The organism is uncultured Sulfitobacter sp. (assembly GCF_964021855.1).
Classification (GTDB): Bacteria; Pseudomonadota; Alphaproteobacteria; order Rhodobacterales; family Rhodobacteraceae; genus Sulfitobacter.
In genome coordinates this window covers 292394-310677 of sequence record NZ_CAXHZD010000002.1, presented here as the reverse complement: position 1 = coordinate 310677, position 18284 = coordinate 292394, and the positions used below count along the sequence as shown (strand labels likewise).

Below are 18284 nucleotides of genomic sequence, written 5' to 3'. Positions count from 1 at the left end.
TTTACATCATGCCGCCCATGCCGCCCATGCCACCCATATCGGGCATGCCGCCTGCTGCGCCGCCGTCTTTCGACGGACGATCAGCAACCATGGCTTCTGTTGTGATCAACAGGCCAGCAACGGATGCTGCATCTTGCAGCGCGGTGCGGACAACTTTGGCAGGGTCGATAACGCCGAATTTGAACATGTCGCCATATTCTTCGGTTTGGGCGTTAAAGCCGAACTTCAGGTCGTCGCTTTCGCGGATTTTGCCGGCCACTACGGAACCGTCAACACCAGCGTTTTCAGCGATCTGACGCAGCGGTGCTTCCAGTGCTTTGCGCACGATAGCAATACCAACGTTTTGATCAGCGTTGTCGCCTGTCAGACCTTCAAGCTTTTTACCGGCTTGAACCAGGGCAACACCACCACCAACAACGATACCTTCTTGAACAGCGGCACGTGTCGCGTTCAATGCATCGTCAACGCGGTCTTTGCGCTCTTTCACTTCGATTTCGGACATGCCGCCAACGCGGATCACAGCAACACCGCCGGCCAGTTTGGCAACGCGCTCTTGCAGCTTTTCACGGTCGTAATCGGAAGTGGTTTCTTCGATCTGGTTACGGATCTGAGCAACACGTGCTTCGATCTCGGCCTTTTCGCCAGCGCCATCAACGATTGTTGTTTCGTCTTTGGTGATGGTTACTTTCTTGGCGGAACCCAGCATGTCCATTGTAACGGACTCAAGCTTCATGCCCAGATCTTCGGAGATCACTTGACCGCCTGTCAGGATTGCAAGGTCTTGCAACATGGCTTTGCGGCGATCGCCGAAACCAGGTGCTTTGACCGCTGCGATTTTCAGACCGCCGCGCAGTTTGTTCACAACGAGTGTCGCAAGCGCTTCGCCTTCAACATCTTCCGAGATGATCAACAGTGGCTTTTGCGACTGGATGACCTGCTCGAGCAGAGGAACCATTGGCTGCAGCGAGGACAGTTTTTTCTCGTGCAACAGGATGATCGCGTCTTCCAGCTCGACAGTCATTTTGTCGGAGTTGGTGACGAAGTAAGGGGACAGGTAACCGCGGTCGAACTGCATGCCTTCAACAACATCGGTTTCTGTTTCCAGACCTTTGTTTTCTTCGACAGTGATAACGCCTTCGTTACCGACTTTTTGCATCGCATCAGCGATCTGACGACCGATTTCCGATTCGCCGTTGGCAGAGATCGTACCAACTTGAGCAACTTCGTCGCTGTCGTTGACAGGGCGTGCTGCTGCTTTGATCGCTTCGACGACTTTCAATGTCGCCATGTCGATGCCGCGCTTCAGGTCCATCGGGTTCATGCCAGCGGCGACCGATTTCATGCCTTCTTTAACGATGGCTTGGGCCAAAACAGTTGCGGTTGTTGTACCGTCGCCTGCTTCGTCATTGGTCCGGGAAGCAACTTCCTTGACCATTTGTGCGCCCATGTTTTCGAACTTGTCTTCCAGTTCGATTTCTTTGGCTACGGATACACCGTCTTTGGTGATGCGCGGTGCGCCAAAGGATTTGTCCAGAACCACGTTACGGCCTTTTGGGCCCAGCGTGACTTTTACCGCGTCGGCAAGGATGTTCACACCCTTGAGCATACGGTTACGGGCGTCGGTCCCGAATTTTACGTCTTTAGCAGACATAGTGTCTTCTCCTAAATTCTTGTTTTGATGTCAGCGTCATGTGAGGGGTCAGAAATGACCCGTCTGCCCTAGGATCAGGACAGAATCCCCATGATGTCGCTTTCTTTCATCATCAGAAGCTCTTCACCGTCGAGCGTGACTTCGGTACCGGACCATTTGCCGAACAGAACTTTGTCACCGGCTTTTACAGCCATCTCGATCAGTTCACCGCTGTCTTTGCGTGCGCCTTCGCCGCAAGCAACGATTTCGCCTTCAGCAGGCTTTTCTTTTGCGGAATCAGGGATGATCAAGCCACCCTTGGTTTTTTCTTCGCTTTCGGTGCGACGCACCAACACGCGGTCGTGAAGCGGTTTTAATGCCATCTTTCAGCTCCTTAAGGCTCAAAGTTATTCTCCCAAGCCACGTTCCCCCGTTCGAGGAAGCGGCCATTAGCACTCAGTAGCCGTGAGTGCTAACGACGTTTAGCTAAGGATGTCCCCTGCCCTAGTCAACCATTGTGTTGTGAAAAATTGTAACGGGCCGGATCGAACGGCCATTATCAGCCGGACCCCAGAACACGGCCGCTGGTCGCAACGGCCTCGGCCCCCTCGGGCGAAATGCCATAGATGCCTTTTTCGACCTTTTCGAACCAGCCATAGTGGTTGTCGCGCATCATGGCTGTTGCGCGCTTTACCTCGGTCTCGCGGGCGACGTCTGACCCTTTACTGGCACCAACTTCGAACAGGTATATCGCCAGCTTTAACGCGTCTTGCCTGTATGCCGTGATCAACCCGACGCGCGTTTGCCCACCGTCATTCGGATCACCCTGCCGCCGGGCGAATTCCCGCAACAGCGACGCCTTGCGTTTGGCGTTCTTACGCGGCGCATAAGGCCCCGGATCGCAATGCACCGATACCAACCCATCCGACAACCGCACGGTCATCAGCCCCAGCCCCAATCGCCGCGCCAACATGGTGTTCGCCTTGACCGCTTTATAAAACGGTTTGCCGGATTTATGCGCGACGGCCAGATACACATCGTCGCTAACCTTGAGCCGTTCAACACATTGATGAAACAGTGCCAGCGAAAACCCCAGTTTCAGTTCTACCACCACAGGTGGCTCTTCGCCCCGGATCGCGACGACATCGGCGGCACCAACCTCGGCTTTCACCACATATCCCTGATCCTCAAGAAAGGATTTCACGGGCAGGTAAAGGTCGGTTTCGCGCGGGGTGCTCATGACGCTATTGCTAGCAGTATTCCATTGGTGCTGAGAACCCCCAAGACACGCGCGATGCTCAAGGTGGTGACAAGTGCACGGCCTGCCCCTATAAGGCGCGAAAATCCAACCCTCCCCTTTGCAGGACACCGCATATGACAACGCTTGTTTTTGGCCATAAATCCCCCGACACCGACAGCACCGGCAGCCCGATCATCTGGGCGTGGTACCTAAACGAGGTCGCAGGCGTCGATGCCGCCCCCGCCCTGCTGGGCGAACCCAACACCGAAGCGTTGTTCATGCTGGACCACTGGAAGCTGGACAAGCCACAGATCATTTCGGGCGTCGAAGCCGACCAGCCCGTCGTGATCGTTGACACCAACAACCCAGCCGAGCTGCCCGACAACATCAATGACGCGGACATCAAGGCCATCATCGACCACCACAAACTGGTGGGCGGGCTTGAGACCAAAGGCCCGATCAGCATCACGATGGAGCCGTTGGCCTGCACCGCCACGATCATGTACAAGCTGATCGGCGACGACATCGCGCGGATGCCCACAAACATCAAAGGCGCGATGCTGACCTGCATCCTGTCCGACACGCTGGAATTCCGCAGCCCGACCACGACGCAGGAAGACAAGGCAATCGCCCATGCGCTGGCCAAGGATCTGGGCATCGACATTGCAGAATATGCCGCACAGATGTTTGCCGCGAAATCCGACGTCTCTTCGTTTTCCGAGGCTGAATTGCTGCGCATGGACAGCAAGGAATACGAAGTTGGCGGCAAGCAGTTCCGCGTTTCGGTTCTGGAAACCACGTCACCCAAGACTGTGCTGGACCGCAAAGACGCCTTGATGGCGGCAATGCCCGGCGTGGCCACCCAAGATGGTGCCGATCAAGTGTTGCTGTTTGTGGTCGATATCCTGAACGAAGAAGCCACAATGTTGATCCCGAACGAGCTGACAAAATCCGTGGCCGAGAAAAGCTTTGGCGCGACAGTCACCGGCGACACGGTCGTTCTGCCCGGCATCATGAGCCGCAAAAAGCAGATCATCCCGAACCTTAAGGTCTGATATCAAAGACATGTCGACGACTTAAGCGCAAAAGGCCCCTTCGGATCGAAGGGGCCTTTTGTTTATCTAGCGCAGCTAAATCACTGAAATTAGACCTTCAGCGGTGTATCGCCACGGGTCCATGCGAGGGGTTTGAACACCTCATCGACGGGCGTTTGTGCAACGTGGTTGACGTAGTTAGACATGGTTTTCTGCGCCATGCCTAAAATAACGTCCAGCACCGCACGGTGGCCATAACCCGCATCAAAGAACGCCTGCATTTGCGCATCCGTCACATTGCCACGTTCACGGAACATCTGAACCGTAAAGGTGCGCAGCGCCTCAAGCTTGGGCGTGGGCAGCGGTGTTTCATTGCGCAGCGCTTCGGAAATCTCCCCGGACACTTTCATCATCTTCGCGATGCCAGTGTGGGCGGGAACGCAGTAGTGGCATTCGTTTTCGACGTTAATCGCCTGCCAAACAACGGTCAGTTCCTCGGCATCGAAATCGGTTTCGGTGAACAGCTTGTGCAGCACCTGATAGCCTTCATAGGCCTGCGGGCTTTCGGCCAGAACCTTGTGCAGACCGGGCAAACGGCCGAACGCCTTTTGCGATTGTTCCAACAGCGGTTTGGACGCTTCGGGGGCAGTTTCAAGATCGTGAGATGGGAAAGTCATTTTGCGGCATCCTTTAATTTATGTCGGTTATGTCCATTTAGGCTTTATTGAGCGATCACTCAAGTATATAATTGAGTGATCATTCAAAATTAGGTGATTTGATGCCACGCAAACCAAACTACGACCGCAACGACCTTATCGACCGCGCCCGCGATCTGTTTTGGCAGCGCGGATGGGCGGGCACGTCCCTCAAGGACCTAGAAGCGTCACTAAAAATGAAACCCGGCAGCTTTTACGCAGCGTTCGGATCAAAGGACGCCCTGTTCGCGCTGGCACTGGGTAAATATGCCTCGGATGGGACCGACCGCCTGAAACAACTCGCCCAGGAATACGGACCCCTTGAGGCGCTACAGCGTTTTCCGGCCATGGCAATTGGCAACGAAAAAGCCCCGGCCAAGGCCTGTATGCTATCCAAAACACTGTTGGAGCTTCAGTCACACAATCACCCCCTCGCCCAAGAGGCGAACCAACATTTGTTAAAGATGGAGCAGCTTTTCGCGAAGCTGTTTGAACAGGCACAGGCTGCTGGCGACATTAGCGCGGCACGTGATCCACGCAGTTTGGCGCGCAGGTATCAATCTGACGTTCTGGGTTTGCGGGTTTCGGCGGAACGCGACGGCGTGGATGCCAACGCTATCGCAACCGAGATCGCGGATAATCTGGCGACACTCTGACCCCAAGGCCCGCACATCTTGTTGCCCCGCCTTGGTATGTATGCTTTCTGCGGTAAAAATACATTGCAGATCGGAACGCCCCAAATGACCCAGATCATCAACAACCTCTTCGAAATCTCGGACCGCTACGAGGCGCTGTTTGTCGATCTGTGGGGCTGCGTCCATGACGGGGTCAAAGCACTGCCAGATGCCGTTGCAGCGCTTCAGGCGTACCGCAAGGGCGGGGGCAAGGTGATTTTGGTCACAAACTCCCCCCGGCCCCGCGCCAGTGTGGAAAAACAGATGACCGAGTTTGGCGTCCCTCATGATGCATGGGATGACATCGCCACCTCGGGCGATTCCGCACGTGCAGCAATGTACCGTGGCACCGTGGGCAATAATATCTGGCACCTTGGCCCGCCACAGGACAAACATTTCTTTGATCCCATCGCCATTCTCGAAAACCCCGTGACGATCAACAAAGTCCCACTTGAAGAGGCCGAAGGGATCGTTTGCACAGGGCCGTTTGACCCGATGGAAGACCCCAGCGTGCTGCGCCCACAGCTGTTGTACGCTAAGCAAAAGGGCCTGAAGCTCCTTTGCGCAAACCCTGATATCGTGGTGGACCGCGGTGATGTGCGTGAATGGTGCGCCGGCGCTGTTGCAGCACTTTATACCGAAATGGGCGGCGAGAGCCTGTATTTTGGCAAGCCCCACCCGCCCATCTATGATCTGGCGCGGCGCAGGCTGTTTACCGTGGCAGGCGATATTTCCGACAAGGATATTCTGGCCATCGGTGATGGTGCCCAAACCGACGTCAAAGGGGCGATGGGCGAAGATATCGATTCGCTTTTCATCTCGGGCGGTTTGGCTGCAACCGAGACGAAAACCAAAACCCAGCCAGATCCTGAGGCGTTGAACAGCTATCTGGAAAAAGAAATGTCATCGCCGACCTATACCATAGGGCACCTGCGCTAAGCCATTTTTCGCTTGCTTTTCTGCGCCTGCAAAGTAATTAAGTGTCTCAAACGCCCTTGGGCGCGTCACTTTATTACTTGAAGGGTGTAGCATGTTGGATAACCTTCCGCGCGGAACGATCTGTATCGAAGACATCGAAATGGGCATGTCCCGCTACCTGCAAAAGGTGGTGACCGACGAAGATATCGAAATGTTCGCGCAGATTTCCACCGACCGGAACCCGGTGCATCTGGATGACGACTATGCCCAAGACACGATCTTTGAGGGGCGTATCGCCCACGGGATGCTGACCGCTGGCCTGATCTCGGCCGTGATTGGCGAACAACTGCCCGGTCATGGCACGGTTTACATGGGCCAGTCGCTGAAGTTTCTGGCCCCCGTGCGCCCCGGTGACATGGTATATGCCGAGGTCAAGGTGATCGACATTGATGTCGCCAAGCGCCGGGTCAGGCTGGACTGCCATTGTGCCGTTGAGGGCAAGAAGGTTCTGGTGGGCGAAGCAACGGTTCTGGCACCATCGCGTAAATTCGACTGATCGCGACCAAGGTCGTTTAAGGACCGTTTCGCAAATTCTGCGCCGGGCGGGGGCCAGCCCCCGCACCCCCGGGATATTTTGAGCCAGAGAAGCAGGGCCGCCGCTTGTCAGTCAGGTCAGACGGGGCTACGACCTTGGCCATGGATATCATTCGAGATTATCAATTTGTAAGTACTTCTGATCGTGGGGCCTCGGCGGCGATCGGGAATTTTGACGGCGTACATCTGGGGCATCGGTCTGTGATTGACCTTGCCCGTGATGCCTGCCCCGATGCCCCCTTGGGCGTTGTCACCTTCGAGCCGCATCCGCGCGAGTTTTTCGCCGCCTCTGCCCCGCACTTTCGCTTGATGAGTGCCGAAGCGCGGGCGCATCAGTTGGAAAAGCTTGGGGTGAAAAAGCTGTATGAGTTGCAGTTCGACGCGGCATTGTCGGCGCTAAGCCCGCGCGGCTTTGCAAAAGATGTTTTGGTCGATGGGTTGGGCTTGCGCCATGTCGTGATCGGCGCTGATTTTTGCTTTGGTAAGAAACGTGCCGGCACCGCCGAGATGCTGCGTGATTTCGGGGCCGAGATGGGGTTTGGGGTGACCGTCGCCCCGTTGATGGCCAAGGGCGAAAGCACAGTGTCATCGACCGCAATCCGCGCTGCATTATCGGCAGGTAAACCCCGTGAGGCCGCCGCCATGCTGGGACATTGGCACCGTGTTGAAGGGCCCATTTTGCACGGCGAAAAGCGGGGCCGCGAATTGGGCTATCCCACGGCAAATATGTCAATCGACGGTCTGCATCCGCCTGCCTTTGGCGTCTATGCCGTGTTGGTCGATGTGCTGGAGGGGCCGCAAGCCGGCCGCTATCACGGGGTGGCCAGCCTTGGGGTGCGACCGATGTTTGGTGAAAACAAAGCCAACCTTGAAACGTTCATATTTGACTTCTCGGGTGATTTATATGGCAAGCATGTATCTGTTGCCTTGGTTGAACATTTGCGCGGCGAGGAAAAGTTTGACGGGCTTGATGCGCTGATCGCGCAAATGGATGCTGACAGTGCCCAGGCCCGTGCCATTTTGGCCGCGCTATGACCGATCCGATTGCCGCCAAAGGCTTGGCCAAACGGTTTTGGGAGAAAAAACCCCTTGCCAAGATGTCCCCCGCCGAGTGGGAAGCACTGTGTGATGGCTGCGGCAAATGCTGCCTGAACAAGCTGGAGGACGAGGACACGCAAGAGGTCGCCTTGACGCGCGTGGCCTGCCGGTTGCTGGACGATTCCACCTGCCGCTGCACCCATTATGAAAACCGCCATCAGTTTGTGCCCGACTGCATCGTGCTTAAGCCTGAAAATCTGGACACCCATGCCTATTGGATGCCGCTGACCTGCGCCTATCGCCTGCTGTGGCAGGGCAAGCCGCTGTATGATTGGCATCCGCTGATTTCCGGCGATCCGGACAGCGTGCATGCCGCCGGTATTTCGGTGCAATATGACACCGTTTCAGAATTCGACACCCCGTTCGAGGAATGGGAAGATCACATTATTGAGGAGCCGACCTGATGTTTTTTGCCTCTGACAACGCAGGCCCCGTTCATCCGCAGATCATGGCGCGGCTGGCGCAGGCCAACGAGGGGCACGCGATGCCCTATGGCAAGGATGCGATCATGGACGAGGTGCGCGACGCCATTCGCACCGCGTTTGAGGCCCCTCAGGCAGAGGTATATCTGGTCGCCACCGGCACGGCTGCCAATGCGCTGGCGCTGGCCTGCTATACCCAACCGTGGCAAACGATTTTTTGCTCAACGACCTCTCACATCAACGAAGACGAATGCAATGCGCCTGAATTCTATGCAGGGGCAGCCAAACTGACCGTGATTGACACGGACGACAAAATGACGCCGGACGCCCTGCGCCGCGCCATTGAAAAACACCCCGACGGCAATGTGCATGGCGCGCAGCGCGGGCCGGTGTCGATCACCCAAGTGACCGAGCGCGGGTCGGTGCATACACTGGACGAGATCCGCGCGTTGACGGCCGTGGCGAAAGGCTATGACCTGCCCGTGCATCTGGATGGGGCACGTTTTGCCAACGCGCTGGTGGCATTGGGGTGCACCCCGGCCGAGATGACATGGAAAGCGGGCGTTGACGTTGTCAGCTTTGGCGGTACCAAGAACGGCTGCATGGGTGTCGAGGCGGTGGTGTTCTTTGATCCCGCCAAAGCGTGGGAATTCGAATTGCGCCGCAAACGCGGGGCGCATCTGTTTTCCAAGCACCGCTATCTATCGGCGCAAATGGCCGGCTACATGCAGGATGATCTGTGGATGACGATGGCACAGCAGGCCAATGACAACGCGGCGCATCTTGTCGCTGGGTTGCGCGCGGCGGGGGCGACGTTCTTGCACCAACCAGATGCCAATATGATTTTCGCCAGCTGGCCGCGCCGTATTCATCAAAAACTGCATGACGCAGGGGCCAAATATTACATCTGGAACGGATCGCTGGAGAGCGATGATCCCGAAGAATTCCTTGGCGCGCGGCTGGTCTGCGACTGGTCAATCGGCAAACCTGCGATCGACCAGTTTCTTTCGCATTTCTAACCGCTAGGTTTCCGCCAGAAACGTCCGGATCTCATCGGCAACCGCCGCCGGATGCGTCAGCGGGGCCATGTGCCCTGCCCCTGCAATCGTCCGGCAGGTGACATTCGGCAACCGCTTGGCCAAGGATTCATTGATCGCAAAGGCCATATCGCCCGACGTTTCGCCATCCATCAGCAGCACTGGCATGGTGGCGCGGTCAAACATTCCCGGCTTTAGCAAACCCGCGCTGTCATCGCGCAGGAACGGCTGGCTTGCCGGCACATAATGGATGCGGTCGGCCATGTATTGACGCAGCTTTTCGGGGGTCTTTGCCCAGCCGCTGCCATCGCCCCAACCGGTGTTGAAAACGCGCGCAGCCCCCATCGTGTCACCGCTCTCGTAGGCGGCGTTGAAGGCGGCGCTGTTGCGATCACCTGCGCGCACGCGTTCAGGATCATCGATCAGGGCGGCGGCGAAATAAACCGGTTCGAACATGGTCAGACTGCGCACCAGCTCGGGGCTTTCAATGGCCAGACGCAGGCCCACGGTCGCGCCAAAGGAATGGCCGATGATATCCATCGGTTCGGTCAGCAGCGCACGGGCCATATCGGTGGCGACGTCATGCACATTGCCCTGCCCGTCCCAGTCGCCTGACTTCCCGTGCGAGGGCAGGTCATAGGCCAGCAGCGTCATATCATCAGACAATGCCTCGGACACGCCGCGCCACGCGCCGGAATGGGCCAGCGTACAGTGAATTGCCAATGCGCGGCGGGGCCCATGCCCAAAGCTGCGCGAAAAAGTCTTAAGCGTCACAAACGGCCATCCAAACACATTTCAAGGTCTTCTAGGCGGTCTTGGCCCCAGAATTTCTGACCGTCATCAAGGATATAGAACGGCGCGCCGAACACGCCTTTGTCCATCGCTTCTTCCAGATTGCGGGCATAGGTGTCGGCCGCTTGCAGCATTCCTTTGTCCGCGACCGCGGGGTCAAATCCGGCCTTGGTCAGGCAGTCGCGCACCACGTCATCCTGAGCGATATCGCGGTCTTCGACCCAGACGGCGTGCATGATCAACTGACACAGTTTTCCGACATCACCGCCACCTTCGTTTTGCGCTGCAATAATCGCATAGGAAGACGGCGCACCATTTGTGGGCCAAAATGCCGGTTGCAGCTTGAACGGCATGCCCAATTTCTTGGCCTGACGAGGCAGTTCAACCGCGCGGTAATCCTGACGGCTGGGATGGCGATCCTTGGGCAGTTGCCCCCCCGTACGCCCGTATACCGTGATCAGATCGAACGGCTTATAGGTAATCGTCGCATTATGCTTTGACGCGATTTCTTCCAGACGGTTTCCCGCCAAATAGGCATATGGCGAAAGAGTCGCGAAAAAATAGTCGATATGGGGCATTAAGGTCTCCGATCCAGTCCCGGGTAGCTTTGCCAGACCGTAAGGTCATGTTAAGCGGTGTCAACGTCACGATTCTGTCACATGTTATGCAACCGGGGACTCTTTGCACATGGCTCAAACAACCGAACCGAAACTGATCTCAGGTAATGCTAACATGCCACTGGCCAAAGCGATCGCACGGCGGATGTCGCTGCACCGCGGTGTGAACGTCGGGTTGGTCAATGCGCGGGTGGAACGGTTCAACGACAGCGAGGTTTTCGTCGAGGTTTTCGAAAACGTCCGCGGCGAGGATATGTTCATCATCCAGCCGACATCGAACCCTGCCAATGACAACCTGATGGAACTGCTGGTCATGGCCGACGCGCTGCGCCGGTCGTCTGCGGCACGTGTCACGGCTGTCCTGCCGTACTTTGGCTACGCCCGCCAAGATCGCCGCACCAAGGCCCGCACCCCCATCACAGCCAAGCTGGTGGCGAATATGATGGTCGGCACAGGCATCGAACGCATCCTGACGATGGACCTGCACGCCGCGCAAATTCAGGGGTTCTTCGACATCCCCGTGGATAACCTTTACGCGTCGCCGGTGTTTGCCCTTGATATCAAGAACGAGTTCAAGGATCGCATGGACGAATTGATGGTCATCTCGCCCGATGTGGGCGGCGTTGCGCGCGCCCGGGAATTGGCCAAACGCATCAACTCTCCCCTCGCCATCGTCGACAAGCGCCGCGAGAAAGCCGGCGAAGTGTCAGAAATGACCGTGATCGGGGATGTTACTGACAAGGTATGTCTGATCGTCGACGACATCTGCGACACGGCTGGTACCCTCTGTAAGGCCGCCGAAGTACTACTGGAAGCCGGTGCCAAGGAAGTACATTCCTATATCAGCCACGGCGTCATGTCCGGCCCTGCCGTTCAACGGATCAAGGATTCGGTCATGAAATCGCTGGTCATCACCGACAGCATCCAGCCGACCGATGCCGTCAAACAGGCCGAAAACATTCGGATCGTGCCAACGGCACCGATCTTTGCCCAAGCGATCCTTAACATCTGGAACGGCACATCTGTGTCGTCGCTGTTTGACGCAGAATCCCTCGAACCGATCTATGACGGTATGTACAACCCCAACTAAGCGGGCGGGCGACTGTTGGGGCCTTTAGTAAAGGTCCCAATCATCCTCGCGGGGCAACGGCCCGATCGCAAGCCACGAAACCTTTGCACGGGCAAAGCGCGTGTCACCCCACGTTTTGAACACCAGATCAAAACCCTCTTCCGCAATATTTTCAGAGCTTAAATCACCGCGCATCACCGTACCGGCATCAACATCCCACAAGGACAGTGCTGCATGAACGGTTGGGGGTGATTTAAACGGCGTGGAAAAGAAAATACGTTGGCGGCGTTCACGTTCGCCAGTGCCGGTCCACATCTCGCCGCCATCTTCGAAATCCGAGAAAAGCAACGTGTCCCCGCTTTCGACGCCTACAGTATTTCCATCCATCCGTTTCATGCAGTGCCACTTCGCCTTAGCTTGATAATCCAATAGGTTAGCTAAGCTTAGTGTTATCATCTGAAATAGAAAAGGCCCCGCATTGCGAGGCCCTTTAATCATTTTTATGCGATCAGAAGATCAGAGGTTAGGTTGCTTGCTCGACAACCCGATGTGATCCCCAAGGGCGACCATGTCAGACAACAGCTTGGCTGCGTCATCAACAGGGCCCGGCTCGTTGACAAAGTTGTCTTTGGCCGTCGCGTACATTGTTTTGGCTTCTTCCATCATCTCGTCCAGATGCTCTTGGGTCATGTCACCCTTGGGCACGGCGCGTTCGGCAAGAACCGACACACCATTGGCTGAGATTTCGGCAAAACCGCCGGTCACAACGTATTCCGTAGCACCTCCGGGGCCCTCAACACGCAGCACACCGGGGCGCAACGTGGTGATGGTAGGGGCATGCTCAGGCATTGCTGTCATGTCCCCATCGGACCCAGGAATCTGAACGGCCGTCACCTGCATCGAGGCCAGCCGCCGCTCTGGCGAAACGAGGTCGAATTGCATTGTGTCTGCCATTGTCAGCGCTCCTTAAGCGGCGTCTGCCGCCATTTTTTCGGCTTTCGCCTTCACTTCTTCGATGCCGCCAACCATGTAGAAAGCACCTTCGGGCAGGTGATCGTATTCACCCGAAACAACAGCCTTGAACGACTGGATTGTTTCTTCCAAAGGAACCTGCTTGCCGTCGGCGCCGGTGAATACTTTGGCAACGTCGAAAGGCTGGCTGAGGAAACGTTCGATCTTGCGAGCACGGGCCACGGCCAGTTTGTCGTCTTCTGACAATTCGTCCATGCCGAGGATCGCGATGATATCCTGAAGCGACTTGTAGCGCTGCAGAACACCTTGGACGTCACGGGCAACGTTATAGTGCTCTTCGCCAACAATGGACGGGTCCATCAAGCGCGAAGTCGAACCAAGCGGATCAACAGCAGGGTAGATACCCTTTTCCGAAATCGAACGGTCCAGAACGGTTGTCGCGTCAAGGTGCGCAAACGATGTCGCAGGCGCAGGGTCGGTAAGGTCATCCGCAGGAACATAAACGGCTTGCACCGATGTAATCGAACCGGATTTGGTCGATGTAATACGTTCTTGCATGGCACCCATGTCGGTCGCCAGTGTTGGCTGGTAGCCAACCGCCGAAGGAATACGGCCAAGCAGAGCCGAAACTTCGGAACCTGCTTGTGTAAAGCGGAAGATGTTGTCGACGAAGAACAGAACGTCTGTACCGGATTGGTCGCGGAACTGTTCGGCCAATGTCAGACCTGTCAGGGCAACACGCATACGCGCACCTGGAGGCTCGTTCATTTGGCCGTACACCAGTGCCACTTGCGATTTTTCCAGGTCATCAGGGTTGATAACGTTGGATTCGATCATCTCGTGGTAAAGGTCGTTACCTTCACGTGTACGCTCGCCCACACCGGCAAAAACCGAGTAGCCAGAGTGCACTTTGGCGATGTTGTTGATCAGTTCCATAATCAGAACGGTTTTGCCAACACCAGCACCGCCGAACAGACCAATTTTACCACCTTTGGCGTATGGGGCCAAAAGGTCGATAACTTTGATGCCTGTTTCCAGAACTTCGGATGTTGTGGACTGCTCGGAGAACTCGGGCGCATCCGCGTGGATCGAGCGACGCTCGGTCGAAACGATTTCGCCTTTTTCGTCGATAGGCTCGCCTACAACGTTCATGATGCGACCCAAAGTGGAGTTACCCACGGGGATCGAGATCGGCGCGCCTGTGTCTTCAACCTTCTGGCCACGAACAAGACCTTCGGTCGCGTCCATCGCGATGGTGCGCACTGTGTTTTCGCCAAGGTGCTGAGCCACTTCGAGGATCAGCTTTCTGCCGTGGTTGTCTGTTACTACAGCGTTAAGGATCTCTGGCAGGTGATCCTCGAACTGCACATCGACGACGGCGCCGATGACTTGTGTAATTTTGCCGACTGCGTTTGCCATGTCGTTTTTCTCCAATACCTTACAGCGCTTCCGCGCCGGAAATGATTTCGATCAGCTCGTTGGTGATGACGGCCTGACGGGAACGGTTGTACTCGATGGTCAGATCTTCGATCATCTCACCGGCGTTACGTGTCGCGTTGTCCATTGCAGACATCCGCGCGCCCTGTTCAGAAGCCGCGTTTTCCAGCAGAGCCGAGAAGATCGCTGTTGCGACACCGCGCGGCAGCAGGTCGGCCAAGATGGCCTCTTCGCTGGGCTCGTAGTCGAACAATGTTGTCACCTCGCCCGCGCCTTCTTCGGTGACGAAGGAGGCAGGGATAATCTGCTGCGCCGTTGGGGTCTGGCTGACGACGTTCACGAACTTTGCATAAAAGATCGTTGCGACATCAAATTCACCCGCGTCAAAGCGACCAAGCACATCTTTTGCGATGCCTTGCGCGTCGGCATAACCGATACGCTTAACTTCGGTCAGGTCAACGTGACCCACCAAGTTCTTGGCGAACTCGCGACGAATGCTGTCGCGGCCCTTTTTACCAACAGTCAAGATTTTGACTTCCTTGCCCGCGTCAATCAGACGGCGGGCATGGATTTTGGCAAGCTTTGCGATGTTGGCGTTGAAACCACCGCACAAACCGCGCTCTGCGGTCATGACCACCAGCAGGTGTACCTTATTCTCGCCTGTACCGCTAAGCAGTTTGGGCGCGGAATCCGATCCACCTACCGACGCGGCCAGCCGCGACATCACAGCGTTAAAACGCTCTGTGTAGGGGCGTGACTGCTCGGCAGCTTCCTGCGCGCGGCGAAGTTTCGCCGCGGCAACCATTTGCATAGCTTTCGTGATCTTGCGGGTGTTTTTCACCGACGCGATCCGATTTTTTAGGTCCTTGAGGTTTGGCATGTGCCTTCCCTCCCTTAAGCGAAGTCAGCGGCGAAAGATTCGATGGCAGCTTTGATCTTGTCTTCCAGCTCATCCTTAACCTTGCGATCGTTTTCGGTGATGTCTTTCATCAGATCAGCGTGCTTGCTGCGCAGGTGCGCCAGCAGACCAGCTTCAAAGCGGCCGACTTCTTTAACGTCGATTTTGTCAAGGAAACCCTTTGTACCCGCATAGATAACGCAGACGATCTCGGCGTTGGTCAGTGGGGAGTACTGTGGCTGCTTCATCAGTTCTGTCAGACGTGCACCACGGGCCAGCAACTGCTGTGTGGACGCATCAAGGTCGGAACCGAACTGAGCAAAGGCCGCCATTTCGCGGTACTGAGCCAAGGACAGTTTAACCGGACCAGCAACAGAAGACATTGCTTTGGTTTGAGCCGAGGAGCCAACGCGCGAAACCGACAGACCGGTGTTCACAGCAGGGCGGATGCCTTGGTAGAACAGTTCGGTTTCAAGGAAGATCTGACCGTCGGTGATCGAAATCACGTTGGTTGGAATAAACGCCGAAACGTCGCCGCCTTGGGTTTCAATGATCGGCAGAGCAGTCAACGAGCCGTTACCAGCCGCATCGCCCAGCTTTGCGGAACGCTCAAGCAACCGGGAGTGAAGATAGAAAACGTCACCTGGGTAAGCTTCGCGGCCGGGTGGACGACGCAGCAGCAGGGACATTTGACGATAAGAAACAGCCTGCTTGGACAAGTCATCATAGATGATCAAAGCGTGGCGGCCGTTGTCGCGGAAGAATTCCGCCATGGCTGTCGCAGAGTACGGTGCGAGGTACTGCATTGGTGCAGGCTCGGACGCGGTTGCGGCAACAACGATGGAATATTCAATCGCGCCGGTTTCTTCGAGCTTTTTAACAAGCTGGGCAACAGTCGAACGTTTTTGACCGATCGCAACGTACACGCAGTACATTTTCTTGCTCTCGTCGTCGCCAGCGGCGGCGTTGACTTGCTGTTGGTTCAGGATCGCGTCAAGTGCGACGGCTGTTTTACCAGTTTGACGGTCACCAATGATCAATTCGCGCTGGCCACGGCCAACAGGGATCATCGCGTCAACAGACTTGAGGCCTGTCGCCATTGGTTCGTGAACCGATTTACGTGGGATAATGCCGGGGGCTTTAACATCTGCAAGGCCACGCTCGGTGGATGCGATGGGGCCTTTGCCGTCAATGGGGTTACCCAGACCGTCAACAACACGACCCAGCAGGCCGTTGCCGATTGGCACGTCCACGATGGAGTTGGTGCGCTTGACTGTGTCGCCTTCTTTGATGTCACGGTCGGAACCGAAAATAACAACACCAACGTTGTCGGTTTCAAGGTTCAGGGCCATGCCCATGATGCCACCGGGGAATTCGACCATCTCGCCGGCTTGGACGTTGTCCAGACCATAAACACGAGCGATACCATCGCCAACGGACAGAACGCGGCCAACTTCGGCGACTTCTGCTTCTTGACCAAAGTTCTTGATCTGGTCCTTAAGGATCGCAGAAATTTCTGCAGCTTGGATACCCATTTATCCGACCTCTTTCATTACATTCTGGAGGGAATTGAGCTTTGCGCGGATCGACGTGTCGATCATCTTAGAGCCCACTTTGACGATAAGACCACCGATGAGGGATTCATCAACAGTCGCATTCAACGTTACTTTTTTGCCGGTTGTCGCAGCAAGCGACTTGGACAATTTATCAGATTGCGCTTTGGTAAGCGCCTTGGCCGAAATCACGTCAGCGGTGACTTCGCCCTTTTCCACCGCGATGATCTCGCGCAGGTTCTGGATCAGCTGGGGCATAACGAACAAGCGACGCTTGTTTGCCATGAGCTCTAGCGTTTTAGACATTGTATCAGACAGGCCCATCTTTTTAGCGATGACGCTGATCGAGGAAGCCTGCTGTTCGCGCGTGTAGATCGGCGAATGGATCAGGTCCCGGAAATCTTCGCTGTCAGCCAAAGAGGCTTGCAGCGCATCAAGATCTTTTTCAATCTGTGGAAGGGTTTTGGCCTCAGAGGCCAGTTCATACACGGCAGTCGCATAGCGCTTTGCGATACCTGTAGAGATCGATGCTGTTTCGGACACGTCCATCCTCTCGTACGTCAGTGCCGGATATGCGAATAACTCGCGTCACCGGGGTGTTGGCGCGGCTTGAATTAACCCAAGACGTCAAAATCAGGGCCGATGTAGCAGACAGGTTTGCGACCCGCAACACAGTATAGTGAGGTTCTGACCGGAAACCGCCCCTTATTCTTAGCGCCCTCATGAACTGCGACGCTTTGACCCGTGTCAAACCGCCCTATCCACAAGGGTGCAGCACCATTAACCATTTGGAAACGATTCTAGCCAGCCCTTTAACCAGTACGTGTATTTCTCACACTGGTTTGACGATTGGCGACCCGACCCCTTCAAGCACGCGGATCGACCGGCGCGCGGCGCGGCGTTCCACTTTGCCCTTGGGCGGATAGACCAGTTTTGTGACCTCGACCATGACGGCGCCCCCCGCCATCATTGTCGGGACATGTCTGCCGACTTTCTCGAACAGCTTGCCGGATCGCATCCAGATGCGCCGCGGTGACGGCATTTGATATAGGGCACCCAATTGGCGTTCGGGCAGAAACTGGTGTTTGCGCAACTGCGTCTCAAGCTGGCCGGGCGAATAGGGCCGCCCATAGCCAAACGGCGTAAGATCACGCCGCGCCCACAGGCCCGCGCGGTTGGGCACGATAAACAGCGCCCTGCCCCCCGGCCCCAGAACGCGCCAGCATTCTTCCAGCAGATCACCCTGCCTGTCCGATGTCTCTAGCCCGTGCAGCAAAACCAGCTTGTCCACATGGCCTGTTTCAATCGGCCAAAGCGTTTCTTCGGTCAGGACAGATGTGTTTGCCATTCCAGCCGGCCACGGCATCACCCCTTGCGGGCCGGGCATCAGGGTCATCACCCTGCGCGCATCCGCCAGATAGGGCCGCAGCAACGGAGCCGCAAAGCCGAAACCCACCACGGTCTGACCCTTCGCTTCGGGCCACAGCTCGAGCATACGGCTGCGCAACGAGAACTGCGCGGCACGACCAAGCGCGCTGCGATAATAAAAGTTGCGCAAATCTTGTACATCAAGATGCATGAGGCGAGCCTTTTGACGGAGCTGA

The 18284-nt window shown here is 56.2% G+C and carries 21 protein-coding genes; 8 read left to right on the top strand and 13 right to left on the bottom strand.

The window, feature by feature from the left end:
- Position 1: 1 nt before the first annotated feature.
- The 3 genes from groL to AADJ11_RS07765 form a co-directional block, all read right to left on the bottom strand.
- Positions 2–1651, bottom strand: a complete 1650-nt coding sequence (gene groL, locus AADJ11_RS07775) for a chaperonin GroEL (protein WP_341233959.1) — start codon at positions 1649–1651, stop codon at positions 2–4.
- A 74-nt stretch (positions 1652–1725) separates the two neighbouring features.
- The gene (locus AADJ11_RS07770) at positions 1726–2013 is read right to left on the bottom strand and encodes a co-chaperone GroES (protein ID WP_093915555.1); all 288 of its coding nucleotides are present in this window, start codon (positions 2011–2013) and stop codon (positions 1726–1728) included.
- A gap of 176 nt (positions 2014–2189) precedes the next feature.
- Positions 2190–2870, bottom strand: coding sequence for a DUF2161 family putative PD-(D/E)XK-type phosphodiesterase (locus AADJ11_RS07765; RefSeq protein WP_341233958.1), 681 nt, complete (start codon positions 2868–2870; stop codon positions 2190–2192).
- A gap of 134 nt (positions 2871–3004) precedes the next feature.
- Between AADJ11_RS07765 and AADJ11_RS07760 the strand changes: the two genes are divergently transcribed.
- Positions 3005–3925 (top strand): manganese-dependent inorganic pyrophosphatase, encoded by a 921-nt coding sequence (locus tag AADJ11_RS07760; RefSeq protein ID WP_341233957.1) that lies wholly within the window; start codon positions 3005–3007, stop codon positions 3923–3925.
- An 89-nt stretch (positions 3926–4014) separates the two neighbouring features.
- Here the strand turns inward: AADJ11_RS07760 and AADJ11_RS07755 are convergent, their stop codons facing one another.
- Positions 4015–4581, bottom strand: a complete 567-nt coding sequence (locus AADJ11_RS07755) for a carboxymuconolactone decarboxylase family protein (protein WP_341233956.1) — start codon at positions 4579–4581, stop codon at positions 4015–4017.
- Between the two features lie 101 nt (positions 4582–4682).
- On the opposite strand from AADJ11_RS07755, the gene AADJ11_RS07750 reads away from it, so the two are divergent.
- From AADJ11_RS07750 to AADJ11_RS07725, 6 genes are all read left to right on the top strand, one after another.
- A complete protein-coding gene (locus AADJ11_RS07750; RefSeq protein WP_341233955.1) occupies positions 4683–5255 on the top strand; it encodes a TetR/AcrR family transcriptional regulator in 573 nt (190 codons plus the stop codon).
- Between the two features lie 84 nt (positions 5256–5339).
- Entirely contained in the window at positions 5340–6212 is an 873-nt protein-coding gene (locus AADJ11_RS07745) for a TIGR01459 family HAD-type hydrolase (RefSeq protein ID WP_341233954.1), read from the top strand.
- Between the two features lie 91 nt (positions 6213–6303).
- On the top strand, positions 6304–6747 hold the full coding sequence (locus AADJ11_RS07740; protein WP_341233953.1) for a MaoC family dehydratase: 444 nt from the start codon (positions 6304–6306) through the stop codon (positions 6745–6747).
- Positions 6748–6887: 140 nt separating this feature from the next.
- A complete protein-coding gene (locus AADJ11_RS07735; RefSeq protein WP_341233952.1) occupies positions 6888–7820 on the top strand; it encodes a bifunctional riboflavin kinase/FAD synthetase in 933 nt (310 codons plus the stop codon).
- The gene (locus AADJ11_RS07730; RefSeq protein WP_341233951.1) at positions 7817–8287 is read left to right on the top strand and encodes a YcgN family cysteine cluster protein; all 471 of its coding nucleotides are present in this window, start codon (positions 7817–7819) and stop codon (positions 8285–8287) included. The genes AADJ11_RS07735 and AADJ11_RS07730 overlap by 4 nt, the downstream gene beginning before the upstream one ends.
- The gene (locus AADJ11_RS07725; RefSeq protein ID WP_341233950.1) at positions 8287–9324 is read left to right on the top strand and encodes a beta-eliminating lyase-related protein; all 1038 of its coding nucleotides are present in this window, start codon (positions 8287–8289) and stop codon (positions 9322–9324) included. Before AADJ11_RS07730 ends, AADJ11_RS07725 begins: the two co-directional genes overlap by 1 nt.
- Positions 9325–9327: 3 nt before the next feature.
- Here AADJ11_RS07725 and AADJ11_RS07720 read toward each other — a convergent pair whose 3' ends face one another.
- Together AADJ11_RS07720 and AADJ11_RS07715 are read right to left on the bottom strand one after the other, a co-directional pair.
- On the bottom strand, positions 9328–10116 hold the full coding sequence (locus AADJ11_RS07720) for an alpha/beta hydrolase (RefSeq protein ID WP_341233949.1): 789 nt from the start codon (positions 10114–10116) through the stop codon (positions 9328–9330).
- Positions 10113–10712, bottom strand: a complete 600-nt coding sequence (locus AADJ11_RS07715) for a 2-hydroxychromene-2-carboxylate isomerase (RefSeq protein ID WP_341233948.1) — start codon at positions 10710–10712, stop codon at positions 10113–10115. Before AADJ11_RS07715 ends, AADJ11_RS07720 begins: the two co-directional genes overlap by 4 nt.
- Positions 10713–10821: 109 nt before the next feature.
- On the opposite strand from AADJ11_RS07715, the gene AADJ11_RS07710 reads away from it, so the two are divergent.
- Positions 10822–11841 carry a ribose-phosphate pyrophosphokinase gene (locus tag AADJ11_RS07710; protein ID WP_341233947.1) on the top strand — a complete coding sequence of 340 codons (1020 nt, stop codon included), beginning with the start codon at positions 10822–10824 and terminating at the stop codon, positions 11839–11841.
- 24 nt (positions 11842–11865) lie between these two features.
- Here the strand turns inward: AADJ11_RS07710 and AADJ11_RS07705 are convergent, their stop codons facing one another.
- From AADJ11_RS07705 to AADJ11_RS07675, 7 genes are all read right to left on the bottom strand, one after another.
- Positions 11866–12207, bottom strand: a complete 342-nt coding sequence (locus AADJ11_RS07705) for an H-type lectin domain-containing protein (RefSeq protein WP_341234473.1) — start codon at positions 12205–12207, stop codon at positions 11866–11868.
- Positions 12208–12336: 129 nt separating this feature from the next.
- Entirely contained in the window at positions 12337–12774 is a 438-nt protein-coding gene (locus AADJ11_RS07700; RefSeq protein ID WP_341233946.1) for a F0F1 ATP synthase subunit epsilon, read from the bottom strand.
- 12 nt (positions 12775–12786) lie between these two features.
- Complete coding sequence (gene atpD, locus AADJ11_RS07695) at positions 12787–14211, bottom strand: F0F1 ATP synthase subunit beta (protein ID WP_341233945.1); 1425 nt, start codon at positions 14209–14211, stop codon at positions 12787–12789.
- A 19-nt stretch (positions 14212–14230) separates the two neighbouring features.
- The gene (locus tag AADJ11_RS07690; protein ID WP_341233944.1) at positions 14231–15109 is read right to left on the bottom strand and encodes a F0F1 ATP synthase subunit gamma; all 879 of its coding nucleotides are present in this window, start codon (positions 15107–15109) and stop codon (positions 14231–14233) included.
- A gap of 14 nt (positions 15110–15123) precedes the next feature.
- Complete coding sequence (gene atpA / locus AADJ11_RS07685; protein ID WP_341233943.1) at positions 15124–16662, bottom strand: F0F1 ATP synthase subunit alpha; 1539 nt, start codon at positions 16660–16662, stop codon at positions 15124–15126.
- Positions 16663–17223, bottom strand: coding sequence for a F0F1 ATP synthase subunit delta (locus tag AADJ11_RS07680; RefSeq protein WP_341233942.1), 561 nt, complete (start codon positions 17221–17223; stop codon positions 16663–16665). It abuts the gene before it with no gap.
- A 289-nt stretch (positions 17224–17512) separates the two neighbouring features.
- Positions 17513–18259: a hypothetical protein gene (locus tag AADJ11_RS07675; RefSeq protein WP_341233941.1), complete on the bottom strand. Its 747-nt coding sequence runs from the start codon at positions 18257–18259 to the stop codon at positions 17513–17515.
- Positions 18260–18284 lie beyond the last annotated feature (25 nt).

Excerpts from the sequence above, each read along its gene's own strand:
- AADJ11_RS07760 (WP_341233957.1), top strand. The coding sequence starts at position 3,005 with ATGACAACGCTTGTTTTTGGCCATAAATCCCCCGACACCGACAGCACC.
- AADJ11_RS07705 (WP_341234473.1), bottom strand. The coding sequence starts at position 12,207 with ATGGATGGAAATACTGTAGGCGTCGAAAGCGGGGACACGTTGCTTTTC.
- AADJ11_RS07730 (WP_341233951.1), top strand. The coding sequence starts at position 7,817 with ATGACCGATCCGATTGCCGCCAAAGGCTTGGCCAAACGGTTTTGGGAG.
- AADJ11_RS07765 (WP_341233958.1), bottom strand. The coding sequence starts at position 2,870 with ATGAGCACCCCGCGCGAAACCGACCTTTACCTGCCCGTGAAATCCTTT.
- AADJ11_RS07725 (WP_341233950.1), top strand. The coding sequence starts at position 8,287 with ATGTTTTTTGCCTCTGACAACGCAGGCCCCGTTCATCCGCAGATCATG.
- atpA (WP_341233943.1), bottom strand. The coding sequence starts at position 16,662 with ATGGGTATCCAAGCTGCAGAAATTTCTGCGATCCTTAAGGACCAGATC.
- AADJ11_RS07735 (WP_341233952.1), top strand. The coding sequence starts at position 6,888 with ATGGATATCATTCGAGATTATCAATTTGTAAGTACTTCTGATCGTGGG.
- AADJ11_RS07700 (WP_341233946.1), bottom strand. The coding sequence starts at position 12,774 with ATGGCAGACACAATGCAATTCGACCTCGTTTCGCCAGAGCGGCGGCTG.
- AADJ11_RS07750 (WP_341233955.1), top strand. The coding sequence starts at position 4,683 with ATGCCACGCAAACCAAACTACGACCGCAACGACCTTATCGACCGCGCC.
- atpD (WP_341233945.1), bottom strand. The coding sequence starts at position 14,211 with ATGGCAAACGCAGTCGGCAAAATTACACAAGTCATCGGCGCCGTCGTC.
- AADJ11_RS07715 (WP_341233948.1), bottom strand. The coding sequence starts at position 10,712 with ATGCCCCATATCGACTATTTTTTCGCGACTCTTTCGCCATATGCCTAT.
- AADJ11_RS07770 (WP_093915555.1), bottom strand. The coding sequence starts at position 2,013 with ATGGCATTAAAACCGCTTCACGACCGCGTGTTGGTGCGTCGCACCGAA.
- groL (WP_341233959.1), bottom strand. The coding sequence starts at position 1,651 with ATGTCTGCTAAAGACGTAAAATTCGGGACCGACGCCCGTAACCGTATG.
- AADJ11_RS07675 (WP_341233941.1), bottom strand. The coding sequence starts at position 18,259 with ATGCATCTTGATGTACAAGATTTGCGCAACTTTTATTATCGCAGCGCG.
- AADJ11_RS07745 (WP_341233954.1), top strand. The coding sequence starts at position 5,340 with ATGACCCAGATCATCAACAACCTCTTCGAAATCTCGGACCGCTACGAG.
- AADJ11_RS07755 (WP_341233956.1), bottom strand. The coding sequence starts at position 4,581 with ATGACTTTCCCATCTCACGATCTTGAAACTGCCCCCGAAGCGTCCAAA.
- AADJ11_RS07690 (WP_341233944.1), bottom strand. The coding sequence starts at position 15,109 with ATGCCAAACCTCAAGGACCTAAAAAATCGGATCGCGTCGGTGAAAAAC.
- AADJ11_RS07740 (WP_341233953.1), top strand. The coding sequence starts at position 6,304 with ATGTTGGATAACCTTCCGCGCGGAACGATCTGTATCGAAGACATCGAA.
- AADJ11_RS07710 (WP_341233947.1), top strand. The coding sequence starts at position 10,822 with ATGGCTCAAACAACCGAACCGAAACTGATCTCAGGTAATGCTAACATG.